Annotated in this window: 15 protein-coding genes; 4 read left to right on the top strand and 11 right to left on the bottom strand. The window is 73.0% G+C overall.

What is annotated here, in order from left to right; translation table 11 throughout:
- Window positions 1-106: 106 nt before the first annotated feature.
- Both MFF56_RS25420 and MFF56_RS25415 read right to left on the bottom strand, forming a co-directional pair.
- Window positions 107-469 carry a hypothetical protein gene (locus MFF56_RS25420; RefSeq protein ID WP_050772664.1) on the bottom strand — a complete coding sequence of 121 codons (363 nt, stop codon included), beginning with the start codon at window positions 467-469 and terminating at the stop codon, window positions 107-109.
- Window positions 470-949: 480 nt separating this feature from the next.
- Entirely contained in the window at window positions 950-1,423 is a 474-nt protein-coding gene (locus MFF56_RS25415) for a helix-turn-helix domain-containing protein (RefSeq protein ID WP_153874036.1), read from the bottom strand.
- A 34-nt stretch (window positions 1,424-1,457) separates the two neighbouring features.
- On the opposite strand from MFF56_RS25415, the gene MFF56_RS25410 reads away from it, so the two are divergent.
- The 3 genes from MFF56_RS25410 to MFF56_RS25400 all read left to right on the top strand — a co-directional run bounded on the left by MFF56_RS25410 (window position 1,458) and on the right by MFF56_RS25400 (window position 5,506).
- Complete coding sequence (locus MFF56_RS25410; RefSeq protein ID WP_153874037.1) at window positions 1,458-2,462, top strand: DUF6634 family protein; 1,005 nt, start codon at window positions 1,458-1,460, stop codon at window positions 2,460-2,462.
- Window positions 2,463-2,688: 226 nt separating this feature from the next.
- Window positions 2,689-4,023, top strand: coding sequence for a metallophosphoesterase (locus MFF56_RS25405; protein ID WP_012752974.1), 1,335 nt, complete (start codon window positions 2,689-2,691; stop codon window positions 4,021-4,023).
- Between the two features lie 103 nt (window positions 4,024-4,126).
- A complete protein-coding gene (locus tag MFF56_RS25400; protein WP_156453720.1) occupies window positions 4,127-5,506 on the top strand; it encodes a metallophosphoesterase family protein in 1,380 nt (459 codons plus the stop codon).
- 163 nt (window positions 5,507-5,669) lie between these two features.
- On the opposite strand, the gene MFF56_RS25395 is transcribed toward MFF56_RS25400, so the two are convergent.
- From MFF56_RS25395 to MFF56_RS25355, 9 genes are all read right to left on the bottom strand, one after another.
- Window positions 5,670-6,071 (bottom strand): ArsR/SmtB family transcription factor, encoded by a 402-nt coding sequence (locus MFF56_RS25395; RefSeq protein ID WP_009865682.1) that lies wholly within the window; start codon window positions 6,069-6,071, stop codon window positions 5,670-5,672.
- A 119-nt stretch (window positions 6,072-6,190) separates the two neighbouring features.
- Complete coding sequence (locus MFF56_RS25390) at window positions 6,191-6,931, bottom strand: cytochrome c biogenesis CcdA family protein (protein ID WP_012752972.1); 741 nt, start codon at window positions 6,929-6,931, stop codon at window positions 6,191-6,193.
- Window positions 6,924-7,631 carry an ABC transporter ATP-binding protein gene (locus tag MFF56_RS25385; RefSeq protein ID WP_012752971.1) on the bottom strand — a complete coding sequence of 236 codons (708 nt, stop codon included), beginning with the start codon at window positions 7,629-7,631 and terminating at the stop codon, window positions 6,924-6,926. The genes MFF56_RS25390 and MFF56_RS25385 overlap by 8 nt, the downstream gene beginning before the upstream one ends.
- The gene (locus MFF56_RS25380) at window positions 7,624-8,787 is read right to left on the bottom strand and encodes an ABC transporter permease (RefSeq protein ID WP_238231530.1); all 1,164 of its coding nucleotides are present in this window, start codon (window positions 8,785-8,787) and stop codon (window positions 7,624-7,626) included. Before MFF56_RS25380 ends, MFF56_RS25385 begins: the two co-directional genes overlap by 8 nt.
- Window positions 8,788-8,830: 43 nt before the next feature.
- On the bottom strand, window positions 8,831-9,295 hold the full coding sequence (locus tag MFF56_RS25375; protein WP_012752969.1) for a hypothetical protein: 465 nt from the start codon (window positions 9,293-9,295) through the stop codon (window positions 8,831-8,833).
- Entirely contained in the window at window positions 9,292-9,849 is a 558-nt protein-coding gene (locus tag MFF56_RS25370; protein WP_009863353.1) for a TlpA disulfide reductase family protein, read from the bottom strand. Before MFF56_RS25370 ends, MFF56_RS25375 begins: the two co-directional genes overlap by 4 nt.
- Window positions 9,846-11,909: a heavy metal translocating P-type ATPase gene (locus tag MFF56_RS25365; RefSeq protein WP_192285023.1), complete on the bottom strand. Its 2,064-nt coding sequence runs from the start codon at window positions 11,907-11,909 to the stop codon at window positions 9,846-9,848. Before MFF56_RS25365 ends, MFF56_RS25370 begins: the two co-directional genes overlap by 4 nt.
- Window positions 11,910-12,167: 258 nt before the next feature.
- Complete coding sequence (locus MFF56_RS25360) at window positions 12,168-12,794, bottom strand: DsbA family protein (protein ID WP_012752966.1); 627 nt, start codon at window positions 12,792-12,794, stop codon at window positions 12,168-12,170.
- An 85-nt stretch (window positions 12,795-12,879) separates the two neighbouring features.
- Window positions 12,880-13,641, bottom strand: coding sequence for a DsbA family protein (locus tag MFF56_RS25355; protein ID WP_012752965.1), 762 nt, complete (start codon window positions 13,639-13,641; stop codon window positions 12,880-12,882).
- 335 nt (window positions 13,642-13,976) lie between these two features.
- Between MFF56_RS25355 and mog the strand changes: the two genes are divergently transcribed.
- Window positions 13,977-14,516 carry a molybdopterin adenylyltransferase gene (mog, locus tag MFF56_RS25350; protein ID WP_009864996.1) on the top strand — a complete coding sequence of 180 codons (540 nt, stop codon included), beginning with the start codon at window positions 13,977-13,979 and terminating at the stop codon, window positions 14,514-14,516.
- Window positions 14,517-14,554: the final 38 nt, after the last annotated feature.

Here is a 14,554-nt window from a genome sequence, read left to right as displayed (position 1 = left end):
GCCGGCCGCCTTGATGTCGCGACCGGCCGTCTTGCCTGCGTCGCCTGCCTCATGGCCGCCAACGCCCTCAACAATCCAGCCTGAGGTTTCGTCCTCAAACAGGCTCTCAGGCGCGAGGAGGCCTCGACAGCCGGTCCGGCCAGGTCGACGCGAGCGCGCCGACGGACCGGGACCGGTTGGGCTGGGCAGCCGCCGCGGGCGCCGTCGCGGGAGCGGCGTCCGCGGTGATGGCCTGGTGGCAGCTGCAATGCACGTGACAGGTCACGCCCGGATCGGACGTGTCGGTCGCGGAGCCGTCGGCCGGCGCGACCACCGAGAGTTCCGTCCCGGCAGGTGCCTTGCCGTGGTACGCGAAATCGGCTGCCAGGCCCAGGTCGGGAGCGGCGATGAGCAGGACGAGCACGAGCGCGAGCAGGCGCAGGGCGGTCACCGACCAGCCACGCCCGGCGTCGAAGCTCTTCTGCCGCATCCCGAGGGTCATCCCCGTCCTTATGGCGATTCGAGGCCGCGGATACAATCGGGTTCGTCGCGGTGCGGCGTCGGATCCCAGGCGGTGTCTCCGTACGCCGCCCGCCAATCGTCGTCGCGACGATGAGAGACGTGGTGCCCGCGGCGGCCCTGGCCGCCGTCCGGCATCATGGCGGTCCCGCGGCCCGCAGGGCGGGCGTCATGGTTTCGGGAGGCCGGGTTCGCCGCGGCCTCGAACGGAGGCACCGCCGGCCGTGGCGGCATGCCCCGCTCCCGGCGGTACCCTCACCGGCGGGCACCCCGGCGCCGGGCCGCGGGCGCACCGGCCGGACGCCGCCCCGGCTCGGGCCCGCGATGCGCTCACCAGGGCCGCCGGCGGGACCCCGGGACGGATTGGCCGCGGGATGACCGAGGCGCGTCGACCGGACCCCGCCGGACGCCGCCCGTGGCCGAAGGGCGGAGGCGGCCCGGCCCCGGGGCCTCACGGGCGGTCGGAGGGCGCCTCGTTCTTGCGGGGCGAGCGCGACCTTCGGTCGAGCTCGGACCGCGCCATCCCCGTCACGACGCCCGTGGCCCCGTCCCCGTGCACGAAGCGGGCGCCCTGCCCTTCCAGGGCCTGCCGGAGCCGCAGGGCCAATCCCTCGCTGAGGTCGGAGAACGCGTTCTCGTAATCGTTGATGCTCTTCTTCGACACCATCGACAGCTCGCGCAGATCGGATTGCGAGAGCCCGAGGAGGGCGCGCGCCGCTTGGCACAGGTACCCCGGCACCGGTTTTTCCGGTGGATAAGCATTAACCTTCGGGAACAGCAGCAGGTCATGGTACGGCTCTCCGCATTGAAAAAGCTTTATACCAATGATATAATTCCATTCGATTTCAGACGAGACGGTTTCGTGGCTGTCGGTGGACTTGGTGTCCGCGGACGGCTTCGGGCGTGCATGCTGGGGGTCTGCCATGATCGCTGCGTTCTTCGGTGCCGACGGACGTTCCGTGAGTGCCCATGCTGTCCTCGTGGCGACGCTCGCCGCCGCCGCCGGGCGGCCGGCGACGCTGGCGCGGATCACCCGGCCGGCCGAGCCGCGGCTGCCTCGCGGCACGAGGTTGCCGGACGCCGTCCGCGTTGTCGAGCTTCAGGCCGCCTCGGCCGAGGCGGCGGTGCAGGCCGCCTGTGAGGCCGCGACGGCCCGGGACCGCGAAGGCTGGCTGATCCTCGACCTGCCCGCCGAGTGCCTCGCCGCGCCGTCCCTGCGCGCGCATCTCGACGCGGCCGTTCTGCCGGTCGGCCCCACGCCGCTCGACGAACACTTCGCGGCCGCCGTGCTGGGCGACCCGCGCCTCGTGCCCCCCGTTCAGGCCGGGCCCCCGGCCCCGGTCTGGCTGCTCGGCTGCGGCCGCTCCGGCGGCGAGCCCGCCGTGGCGCGCTTCGAGCGCTCGATGCGCGCGGCGGTCCGAACCGGCGCTCCCGACGCGGCCGATGCGATCCGGGCCTTGCCGGTCGCGCTGCCGCGCCTCGGCCCGTCCGACGCCGCCGGCCTCGTCGTGGGCACCCTCACGTCCCGGCTCCTCTGCCAGGGCCTCCACCTCATCGCCGCCATCGAGGCCGCCGCCCGGCACCCCTCCGCCGCCCCGTTGCGACGGCAGGACCTGGCCGAGAGCCTCGGCCCGGCGCCGTCCGCCGGCGGCGGCGCGGACCACCGCGACACGGGCGAGCGCCTCCGCGACCTCGCCGAGGCGCTGGAGGCCATCGAAGAGGGCGCGGGGCCGTCGCCGCAGGACCTGGCGGACGCGCCCCTGCTGGAGGATTGGGACGTCGGGCTCCGGGCCGTGAGGGCCTTGACCGGCGTCGTCTCGGGGCACCCCGACTTCCCCCGGCCGTGCCGGATCAGGACCTCCGAGGTCTACGCCTCGGACGGGCGGACCTGGGTCCGGACCTATTCCCGCTGGTACAGGCTCGGGAGAGCGGTCGGCGACACGGCGCCCACGACCCTGCAATAGGCCGGCCCCGGCCGACGGCGCGACGCCGCGGCAGACCGGGCTGCGGATCACCCCCGCCTGACGGCGGGAGGCACCGCCCTCCCCCGGACCGTGCGCCGTCGGCCTCGCTGTCGGCCGGGAGCCGGCCGGCGTGGCCACGCCCGGTCGCGGCCGGCGCGCCAGCGTCCGCCGCCCACCCCCGCCGTGCGCCGGAGGCGCACCCTCCCCTCGCCTGGAGCCGCCGCCCATGACGGAGTCCCCGACTTGCCCCGCCGGACAGGGGCACGCCGCCCCTGCCGGCGCCCGCCGCGCCACCGGCCCGGACGTCCGGGCGCGGCAAGGCCCGGCCATCCTCCGCCTCTGGCGCGTGGTGCCCGCGACCGGGCTCCGGCCGGCCACGGCCGAGGCGCTGCTGGCCACGCTCCGGACCTGCGCGCCGCCCACCCGCCATCGCTCCTGGGGCGAGGCCCTCGACGGCGACGCCGCCGCCCTGACCCGCGTCGCGGTCACGGTCCTGCGGGTCTGCGGCCCGGAGAGCCGCCTGACGGACCTCGTCGCGAGCGCGCTCCTCGCGCAGGCGCTGCGGGGCGAGCCGGCCGCCGCGGCGCTGCTCGCGCACGCCCTGCGCCGGCTCGGCGAGCGTCGCCCGGGCGAGCCCCACCTCGCCCGGCTCGCCGCGTCCTGGGACGCCTGGGCGCCCCCGCCCGGGGACCGAGCACCGGGGGCCGCCGCGGGCGCTCCCGCCCGCGCCGCGCCGGAAGGGCGCGGCGACCGGTCCCGTCCCCCCGCCGGAAAGGAACGCGGCTTGCGCCTCTGGATCCTGTCTGACCTGCACCGCGACGTCGGCCTGCCCTGGACGCCCGCCGAGATCCCGGACGCCGACGTGGCGGTCGTGGCCGGCGACGTTCGGGAGGGCCTGGTCGAGAGCGTCACCTGGCTCGCGCACGTCATCCGCCCGCACATGCCGGTGGTGTGCGTGGCCGGGAACCATGAATTCTATCGGCGGACCTTCGTCGAGGAGCTCGCGCGCGGGCGGGCGGTCGCCGCGAACCTCGGCGTGCACCTGCTGGAGGACGACACCGTCGTGATCGGCGGCGTCCCCTTCTCGGGATGCACGCTCTGGACCGACTACGACCTCGACGGCCCCGACCTGCGCGCCGCCTCCATGGAGGATGCCCGCCGGGGCATGAACGACCATCGGCTGATCAGCTTCCAGACCAAGCCCCGGTGGATGCGCTTCCGGCCGGAGGAGGCGCTCGCCGTCCACCGGGTCTCGCGGGCCTACCTGGAGGGCGCACTGGCCGCTCCCGCGGCCGCGCCGCGTCGGCCGCACGTCGTGGTGACCCACCACGCGCCGAGCGCCCGCTCCGTCGCGCCCGCCTTCCGAGGCAAGCCCCTCAACCCGGCTTTCGCCTCGCGGCTCGACGCCTTCGTCGAGCAAGCCGGCCCGACCCTCTGGGTGCACGGCCACACCCACGCGTCGATGGACTACCGGCTCGGCGAGACGCGGGTGCTCTGCAATCCGAAGGGCTACGGCGGCGAGAATCCCGCCTTCGACCCGGCCCTGGTCGTGGAGGTCTGACGCCGCCAAGCCCGCGGATCGACGGCGGTTCCGCATGCCCCGCGTCCGGCGGGCGCGCCGCCCTGCCCCCGCGCGTCCTTCACCCCCTTTCCCCGGGAGCCCGATGACGAAGATCCCGCCCAACCTCGCGCGCCCGGTCGTCCCGAGGCGGCTTCCGCGCGGCCTGTGCGCGGGACCTGTCCCGGAGGGGCGCGACGCTGCCTCGCCGCGCCGGCTCGCGGCCGATGCGGCGGCCGCGTCGGCGCTCGGCACGGTCGGCACGGCGCGGGCCTCGAACCCCGAGGCCCCGGAATTCCCGCGGCCGGCGCCGGTTCTGCCGCCCCCGGACGGCGTCGCGATCCAGGCGTTGCGCCGACGCGGCGGCTTGGTCCGCCGGTCGCGCCCGGCTGCCGAGGCCGTGCCGCGCGTGCGGGAGCGCGGCCGGGGGTCGCTCGGGACGAGCCCGCTGACGGCGCCGCCCCCTGCGCCCGCGCTGGAAACGCCCCCGCGGGGCCGGCCGGGCCCGCTCCCCGCGCGCCCGCCGTTGCCGGTGGGCCCCGGGCACGCCGGTCGGGCGCCGGAGACCGCGCGCGGGCCCGGCGGCGGCGGGACGCCCGCGGGGATGCGCCTGTGGATCCTCTCGGACCTGCGGGTCGATCGGGCGCCCTACGAGCTTCCGCACCCTCTGCCGGAGTTCGACGCGCTGCTCGTCGCCGGCGACGTCAGCACCGGCATCGAGGCCGCGTTGGCTTGGCTCGCCCGGGCGCTGGACGGGCGCCAGGGAAGCCGGCCCGTGGTGATGGTGCCGGGCAACGCGGAGTACTGGTCCGACGTCCCCATGGTCGAGGCGCTCGCCCGGGGCCGCGCCCTGGCGCGGGAGCTCGGTCTCCATCTCCTCTCGGACGCCTGCGTACGCCTCGACGACGGCCACGGCCGCGGCGTGCACGTGGTCGGCGCAACCTTGTGGACGGACTGGGCCCTGCATGGGCCGGCCCGCGCCCGCCTCGCGCGAGGGTATGCCCGGCATCACTGGCCGGATGCCCGCCGCATCCGCCTGCGCGCCGGCCGTGACTGGTCGCCACCGGACGCCGCCGGGGCCCACGCCCGCTCGCGCGCCTACCTGGAGGACGCGCTCGGCTCCATCGCCTACCAGGAGGTCGGCTTCCGGGCGACCGCGACGTCCGTCGTCACCGGCGTCGCGCGCGGGGACCGCGCCGTGGTGTTGACCCACCATGCCCCGTCGCGCCGCTCCCTGGCCGCGGATTGGCCCGGCTGGCTCGGCGACGAGTGGGTCGCCGCCGCCCTCGTCTCCGACCTCGAACCGCTGATGAGCGGCTGGGGCGCCCCGAGCCTCTGGGTCCACGGTCACGTCCCGAGCCGCGCCGACTACAGGCTGGGCCGGACCCGCGTCGTGGCGAACCCCACACCGGGGCGGTACCGGGGCCCATCAGCACGGCCTGACGGCCGCGGTTGCCATGCGGGCCCCACCCGAGCTCCCACGTGAGCCCGGCTCCCCTACACCGGTTCCGGCGCCATCGGCCGACAGGATCCGGCGTGGTCACCCGATGACGGGACGGGCGCCCGCCCGGGCCGGAACCGCGGCGCCCGGGTTCCGGGTTGCGGCCCGGGACCCGCCACGTGGGCCCATGCCCGGTCGGTGGCTACGGCTAGCAAGAGCCGCCGCCGCACCCGATCTCCGTGCAGGCCACCACGCCCCGGGCGGTGTCGGCCACGAGCTCCTCGGTGAGGCGTAGCAGGCTCTCGACGCGCGGGTCGCTGAGGCGGTAGCGCACGAAGCGCCCCTCCTGCTCGCGCAGGACCAGCCCGCAATCGTACAGGCAGCCCAGGTGGTTCGAGACGTTCGACTGCGTCAGCCCCGTGGCCTGCACGATCTCCGACACGCTCAGCGCCCCGGGGCGCAGCGCCTCCAGGATGACGAGGCGCGAGGGATCGGACAGGCCGCGGCAGAGCTTGGCCATGTGTTCGGCCTTCCGGCGCAGGGCCGCCGGCGCAGCGCTGCGCTGGGGTCGAGCACGCCGCCCGGGCAGGAGGGTCTGGTCTTCAGCCATGCTTGGACATCGTCATTCGCTGATATGTGGCGCGACGCCTCTCGATCCCCAGCCCGGCCAGCCCGTGCGGCGCGTCGATGCCGGGTCTCCACCATGTGGAGCCGCACAAGCGCGCCTCGTCAGCCGATCCGGCCGAGGGCTGGCCAGGTTTCCAGCAGCCAGGAGCCGATCTCGGTCAGGCGGCCCGTCATCATGGCGAGCCCCATGCCGATCATCACCCCTCCGGCCGCGAGATTGAGGAGCCGCCCGAACCGGCCGAGGCCCCGCCCGAGGCCGAGCAGCCGGTCGGTGAACAGCGTGGCCAGCAGGAACGGCAGCCCGAGCCCGAGCGAGTAGGCGGCGAGCAACACCAGGCCGCCCGCGCCGGCGGTGACGGTGGTCACGGCGAGGATCGACCCGAGCACGGGTCCGATGCAGGGTGTCCAGCCGAAGGCGAAGGCCAGGCCGAGGAGGTAGGCCCCGCCGGGCCCGCCGCCGGCAAGCGCCCCGTGGTAGCGCAGGTCGCGTTGCAGGGCCGGGAGCCGCAGGACGCCCGTCGTCACCAGGCCGAAGAGGAGGATGACGGCGCCGCCGATGATGCCGGCCTCAGACCGGTAGGACAGGACGAGCCGGCCCAGCGCCGTGGCGCCGGCGCCCAGAAGGACGAACACGGTCGAGAAGCCGAGCACGAAACACAGCCCGAGGGGGAGCGCGCGGACGGCCGGACCGGCTCGCGCGCCGCTCCTGGCTTGGCCGGCGAGTGACCGGCCAGCCACGAAGGAAACGTAACCCGGCACCAGCGGCAGCACGCACGGGGACAGGAACGAGACCGCGCCGCCGGCAAAAGCGGTCAGCAGACCCGCCGTCGAGACCTCAGGCACCGGCGCGCTCCACGGCCGCGTCCGACGCGATCCGGCCGTCGCGGACGTTGACGAGCCGCTGCGCCCTCGCGGCCACGGCCGGGCTGTGGGTCACCATGACGAGGGTCCGTCCGTGGCGGTGAAGCGCGGCCAGCCGGTCGAGGACGTCCGCCTCGGCGGTCGAGTCCAGGTTCCCGGTCGGTTCGTCGAGAAGCAGGAGATCCGGGTCGTTGGCGAGCGCCCGGGCCAGGGCGACGCGTTGTTGCTGGCCCCCGGAGAGCTGGCCCGGCAGATGGCCGGCCCGGTCGGCGAGCCCCACTTGGTCCAGGAGGTCGAGCCCCTTGCCGCGTGCCCGGGACGCGGGCCAGCCGCCGAACCAGAGGGCGGTCTGAACGTTTTCGAGCGCGGTCAGGTGCGGCAGCAGATTGAAGAACTGGAACACGAAGCCGATCTTGCGCGCTCTCACCGCGGCGAGGCGGCGTGCGCTCAGGCGGGACAACTCCTCCCCATCGAGATGGACCTTCCCGCTCGTCGAGCGGTCGAGGCCGCCCATCAGGTGCAGCAGCGTGCTCTTGCCATGGCCGGAGGGCCCGACGACCGCGACCCAACTGCGCCGCTTGATCGCGAGCGACGCCTCGTCCAGGGCCACCGCCGCCGCCTCGCCGCGGCCGTAGACCCGGGAGACCTTCTCCAAGCGGACCAGCGCATCTGCCTCAGACATGTCGGATCGCATCCATCGGTGTGAGCCGCGCCACGCGCCAAGCCGGATAGAACCCGGCGAGCAGCGCCAAGGCGACGGAGAACGCCAGCACGCCCGCCATCGTCCCGGGGTCGAGCGCCGGCGTGGGCGATTGGCGCAGGGCCGCCGTGAAGGGATTGTCGGCAAGGGACGGCCCGATCCGGTAGGCCGCCAGCACGCCGAGGCCGAGGCCGATCAGCCCTCCGAGCCCGCCGTAGAGACCGGATTCCAGGAGGAAGCCGATGAACAGCGTGCGCCGGGTTCCCCCGATGGCCTGCAGGATGCCGATCTCGCGCCGCCGCTCGTAGACGGCCGTCATGAGCGTGTTGGCGATGCCGAAGGCGGCGGCCACCACGCCGACGATGGCGACCGCCTGCATCGCCGCGCCGACGGTGCCGACGATGGAGAGGACCGAGCTCACGAGCTGCTTGTCCGACACCACGGCGACGTTGGCCGCCTCCTGGATGCGCAGGCTGATCTCGTCCGCCCGCTCCAGGTCGTCGACCTGCACGGCGACGAAGGAGACCTTGCCCTCGGTCTCGTAGATGCGCTGGACGACGGCGAGCGGCGCGAAGGCGGCGACGTCGTCCTTGGTTCCGGTCGTGTCCAGGACGCCGACGACCGGGAGCGGGCGGCCGCGGACGGTGAAGGTCTCCCCCGGCCGCAGCCCGAACTGCTGGGCGATGGCCGCGCCGATGACCACGCCTGCCTCGTCGGGTCCCTGGAAGTAGCGTCCCTGGCCCACGCGCCAGCCTTGGAGCGCCCGCATCGCCGTCGGCTGGATGCCGATCAGCGGCACCGGGCGGTTCCGGAAGGCCGTGCGCTGGTTCAGGTAGGGCACGGCCGTCCGCACCCCCGGCACCGCCGCGATCTTGGCGAGTTCCGTCATCGCGATGGCTTCCGGCAACTGCTCGCCGGTGAGAACCGAGATCTGCTCGTAGGCGCACCAGCCCTTCGGGGTGACGACGAGGTTCGCCCCCAGCCCCTGCGCCTGGCGCCGGATCTCCTGGGTCAGGCCCTGGCCGAGCGTGAGAAGGGCCACGAAAGCCGCGATGCCGACGGCCACGCCCGCCAGCGTGAACGCGAAGCGGCCGGGCCGGCGGACGAGATTGCGCCAGACAAGGGTTCCGAGATTCACGCTGCGTCTCCCGCCGAGCCTGCCGTCGTGCCGCCAGGGCGCGTCATTGGAACTGACCGTGGTTCTTCAGGCCGGTCACCCGGAAATACGGGTGCCGGTCGCCCTGGACGAGCTCGCCTTCCAGGTCGACCTCGTCCCAGCGCGCAACCGGCATCGCGGTCTCCGCGCTGACCGGCAGGTAGAACTTCGCGCAGTTCGTCGATTTGCAGATCTTGGCCTCGCGGGCATCCACAACCACGAACTTGCGGGGGCTGGTGCCCTCGGCTCTGGCGACGACCGCGCGCAGCGTGATGCCGCCCTTATAGTTGAAGGGATCCGCGGCGATGTCATCGACCTGGAGCGCGCCGGGCGGGAGCGGCCGGGGCGTGCCGCCCAGCCCAGCGAGGACGTTTCCGGTCGCGCCCCGGGTGTTGGCCCAGAGGGCTCCTCCCAGGACGGCGATGCCGACGGCCGTGAGCGTCGCGAGCGCGAGCCGGGACGTGCGCGAGGGGGGTGTTGCCGCGTTCATGAGGTCCTTCCTCTCTGTTGGGCGATGGCATTTCTCAGGATGGCCTCGATCCGCGGCCCGTCCCATTCCGCCGGCCCGACGAAGCGGCCGATCTCATGGCCGTCCCGGTCGAACAGGAGGGTGGTCGGCAGCCCCGCGGCCCCGACCTGCGGCAGGACGGCTCCCGCGCTGTCGAGGAACACCGACAGGTGCCGCACGCCGGCGGTTTCGTAGAACCGGCGCACGACCGCGGCGCCGCCCCGGTCCACGGACAGGGCGACGACCTGGAAGTCCGGCCCGCCGAGCTTGGCTTGCAGACGGTCCAGCGCCGGCATCTCGTGGCGGCAGGGCAGGCACCAAGTCGCCCAGAGATTGACGAGAACGACCTGGCCGCGGAAATCCGCCAGGCGAGCCGGATGTCCCTCGCCGTCCACGAACGCCAGCAAGGCGGGGGAACCGGGGCCGGCGACCTTCGACCAGAGCGCCCCGCCGGCGAGGAGCAGGACAGCGGGGACCAGCCACGCCAGGCGCCGGGTTGCCGGCCGCTTCAGGCTCTCCATGCGGGTCTGGCTCATGCCCGCGCCTCGGTCGCGCGCGGCACGGCTGGGTCTTGGTCAAGCCGAAGTGGCGGGCATCCGGGCTTGTCGGGACCGCCCCCGCCGGGCCGCGCGCCGGACCTCGGACGTAAGAGGCGGGCCGAGTTCGCGAGAATTCCGAAATCGGGTCCCGCCTGCGCGGCGGCTGCCAGCGTCGGCGGCAGGAGGCCGGACGCCGCGAGGCTGAGGCCGGTCAGGTTGTAGACGACCGTGAAGCCGAGGTTGAACCGCACGGCCCTCATGGTGCGCCGCGCGATGCGGACCACCTCGGGCACGAGGGTCCAATCCTCGCGCATGAGCGCGACATGCGAGGCCTCCAGGGCGACGCCGCTGCCCGCGGCGCCCATCGCGATGCCGACGTCGGCCTGGGCCAGCGCCGGTGCGTCGTTGACGCCGTCGCCGATCATCACGACGACGTGCCCGCGGCTCTGGTACTCCTTGACGACCGCGATCTTCTCCTCCGGCAACAGGTCGGCGCGGTAACCCAGGCCGAGCGGTCCGGCGAGCGCAGCGGCGGTGCGAGCGTTGTCGCCCGTCACCAGCTCGAAATGCCGGATGCCGAGCGCCCGCAGCGCGGCGAGGGCGGCCGGCACCGCGGGCCGCTCGGTGTCCGTCGCCGCCAGAACCCCGACAGGGCTGCCATCGCAGGCCACGACCACGAGCGTCTTGCCCGCCGCTTCCAGATCGGCCATCCGCGGCGGTATGTTAAATCCTTCCGGCAGCAGGCGTCTGCCGCCCACGGTGACCGTCGCGCCCGCGATACGCGCCCGCACGCCGTGGCCGGGCATGGCCTCGAAGTGCTCGGGCTCAGCCGGACAGAGCTGGCGTTCGGCCGCCGCCGCTCGCACCGCCTCGGCCAGGGGATGTTCGGAGTAGCGTTCCGCGCCCGCCGCCATCCTCAGCAACCGCTCCTCGCCCGGAGCGCCCGATCCATCGAACGGCACGACGTCCGTGATCCGAGGCCGGCCGAACGTCAGCGTGCCGGTCTTGTCGAGCAGCACCACGTCGGCCCTGGCGAGAGCCTCCAGGTAGCGCCCACCCTTGATCAGGAGACCGCGCCGGGCGGCGCTGCCGATCGACGCGATCATGGCGACGGGCGTGGCCAGCGCGAACGAACAGGAGCAGGCCACCATCAGCACCGCCGCGGTCGCGAGCGCGTTTCCACTCACGAAGAAGGTGGCGGTCGCGACGGCGATGACGACGGGCAAGTACCAGGTCGCGAACGTGTCCGCGATGCGCTGCACGTCGGCGCGGTGTCGGTCGGCCTCCTCGACCATCTTGATGACCCGGCCGAAGGTCGTGTCGACGCCGATGGCGGTCGCTCGGACACGCAGGGCGCCGAGTTGAGCGAAGCTCGCCGCGAAGACGCGCGCGCCGGGGCCCGCTTCGACCGGCATCGACTCGCCGGTGATCGAGGCCTGGTTCACGGTGGCCTGTCCGGCGATGACCTCGCCGTCGACGGGAACCTTCTCGCCCGGGCGCACGACCACGGTCTCGCCGATCCGCACCTCGGCGACCGGCACTTCGATCTCGGACCCGTGGCGCTCGACCCGGGCTTTTTCGGGAGCGAGGCTGGTCAACTCCCTGACGGCGCGGCGTGCGCGCTCGGCGGTGAAATGCTCGACGTAATCGGCGAGCCGCATGAAGAACACGACGATGATCGCGGCCGGCCAAGCGCCCGTGAGCACGGCGGCGCCGAGGCCGACCGTCATGAGGGTGTGCGAGGTCACCCGCCGCCTGAACGCGGCGCGCAGGACGGAACGGAAGATCGGGTAGCCGCCGAGGAGGACCGCCGCGAGCCAGAGCGGCCATGCGACAAACCCGGACAGCCGGTCCAGGAGACCGGACCATTCGGCGAAGACCACGAACCCGACGACAGCCCCCAGGGTCGCGCCGAAGGCGGCGAGCAGACCGGCCGAGAAGCTGGCCATCGTGTTCTGCAGCGCAGGGTCGCGCGCGGCCGAAACGGCGCCGCAGCCGTCGCCGCACCCGCATGCCGGGGCGTCGGCGGCGTCGTGGCCCGGTCGTTCGCTCAGCATGGCTCGGCCTCCGCGCGCGGGGCCGGTATCGGGGCGACACCCCGTGCGGTGCCGGCCGGCCCTGCTTCCGGCAAGCGCAGCGCGACCGCGCCGCCCGGGTCGCGCAGGTCCCGCGGCCGGGCGCTCGGATCCGGTGTCGCCGTGCGGTGCGTCACACCCGCGTGTTTCTGGGCGCCGATGCGGCGGGCAGGGGTATTCGGGGCCATTCACGAAACCGTGCGGAGGGGTGGGGACGAGCGCCCGGACGGGTTCGCCCCCTCAGGAACCGAGCATGGGGGCGATGATTTTTTCGATGTCCTCCATCGAAAGGTTCCCAGCGTACCTTTGTCCGTTGATGAAAAAAGTCGGCGTTGAACTCACCTTGAAGGTCTCGGTGGCGCGCCGCCTCACGGCGCTGACCGACGCGTATAACTTCTGATCTTTGAGGCAGGACTCGAATTTTTCTTGTTGAAACCCAGCTTGCCGCAGGATCGCCTGCAGATCGTCCAGGGGCTTGGCAGTGAAAGCCCAGTCCTTCTGATGATCGAAGAGTAGATCGGTGACCGGGTAATAGCTTGCATGGCCCTTGCAGCGGGCCAGCATGAATCCGGCGGTCGCCAGGGGGTCCAGCGGAAACTCGCGCAGGATGAAGCGCACCTTCCCCGTGTCGATGTAGCGCCGCTTCAGCTCCGGGTACGTCTCTCGGTGAAATGCCGCACAATGGCCGCATGTCAGGGACGCGTATTCGACAATCGTCACCCTGGCGTCCGGCGACCCGAGCACGACATCCCCGAGCGGCCCCGCCTCGGCGAGTTCCCGGGCCGATACGTTTTGTGCAAGGGCCGGCTTCACGGTTGCCGAGGCCGAGGCTATCAACAGCAGCCGAAGTGCTCCGCGTCGGTTCATCGCAATTCGCTTCCTCGGCAGATGCTTGGATGCGGCTCGCCCGGTCTGCGGAATGGGGCCTGGCGGGCGCTGGGATGCATGACGGTCAGCACGAAGCCCTGTCGCATTCGCGGATGTTCGCGATGGCCCGCTGCAGCGCTTCGACGCCCACCGCGCCCGCGATGATGCCGTCGTTGAGGACGAACGCCGGGGTCCCCGTTATGCCGAGCTGGTCGGCCAGGGCGGCATTCTCCCGGAGCACGGTCGCGACCGCCTCGTCCTGCATGTCCTTCCGCAGCTTCCCGGGATCGAGCCCGAAGTCCTTGGCGACCGCGAGGGCGCGTTCCCCATCGGCGCGGCCTCGCGTTTCCATCAGCTTGTCATGGAACTCTCGGAGCTTGCCTGCGGGCAGTCCCCGCTTCGCGGCGATTGCGACGCGGCTGGCGTCGGTCGAGGCCGCCCCGAGAACCGGGAACTCCTTGAGGACCACCCGCAGCTTCGGATCGCTCTTGACCAGGGCGTCCACATCGCTTCTCGCCTTTCGACAGTACGGGCAATTGTAATCGAAAAACTCCACGAGCGTGACGTCGCCGGCCGGATTGCCGATAACGTAATCGTTTGCGGAGTTGACCAGCTTACCGCGCGCTTCGCGCAGTGCGACAGCTTGTGTCGCCTTCTGCGCCTCCTGCTGGCGGCGCTCAAGCTCGGTCAAGGCCTCCTGAACCACGTCCGGGTTCTTCAGCAGATACTCCCTGATGACCGCTTCGATGGCCGGCCGCTGCTCCGCGCTCAGGATGCCGGACTGACCCTGAGCGACGGCCGGAGCGGAGGCGAGCAACCCGATGAGGGCGAGGCGAAACGGGATCATGAGTGCCGAATGGCTCCTTCCGACCGGCCCCGACCGAGGGGCTTGCGGTACCGATCATCTCATCATATTGCCATGTGCTGATATGTCTGGCAAGCGCCTGGCTCGGGCGGCGCGCCGGCACACCCCGGCCGCGCGATCCTGGGGTGTCAGGCCGTCCTATGCGGAGATCCCGAAACGCGATGTCACGTTCAACGACGGCGACGGTGATACCGCAGGGGCGGCGCCGTTCACGCGGACGGAAGCACCGGAGCCATGGAGCGGTACCCTCGCGCCCGACCAGCGGCTCGCCTGCGTGACGAGGCTCTGCCGCACCTGAAGTTTGGAGACGGCCTCTCATGACCCCATCGGCCCGCCCGGCGCGGATCGGCATTCTGACGGTCTCGGACCGTGCGAGCTCAGGCGGCTACGCGGACGCGAGCGGGCCGGCCATGCATGCCGTCCTGGCGGAAATCCTCGCCTCTCCCTGGGAGGCGGTCGCGCGCACCGTGCCGGACGGCGTCGAGAGCGTGCGTGACGCCCTGATCCGGCTCGTGGACGACGCGCACTGTGACCTGGTCCTGACCACCGGCGGGACGGGGCCGGCGCCCCGCGACCTCACCCCCGAGGGTACCGAGGCCGCCTGCGACAGGATGATGCCCGGCTTCGGCGAACTGATGCGGCGGCGCGGCCTGGATCAGGTGCCGACCGCCATCCTGTCGCGGCAGACGGCGGGCCTGCGCGGCAAGGCGCTGATCGTGAACTGTCCCGGGCGTCCCTCGTCCATCCGCGTCAGCCTGCTCGCCGTATTCCCGGCCATCCCGTATTGCCTGGACCTGATCGGGGCAGCGCGTATCGAGACGGATCCGGCCGTGGTGCAGGCGTTCCGGCCGACTTAACCCGCCGGAGACCGCCCGGTCTGCCACGGTTCTCCCCT

Source organism: Methylobacterium hispanicum (assembly GCF_022179285.1).
Taxonomy (GTDB): domain Bacteria; phylum Pseudomonadota; class Alphaproteobacteria; order Rhizobiales; family Beijerinckiaceae; genus Methylobacterium; species Methylobacterium hispanicum.
This window is presented reverse-complemented; position numbering and strand designations above follow the sequence as displayed.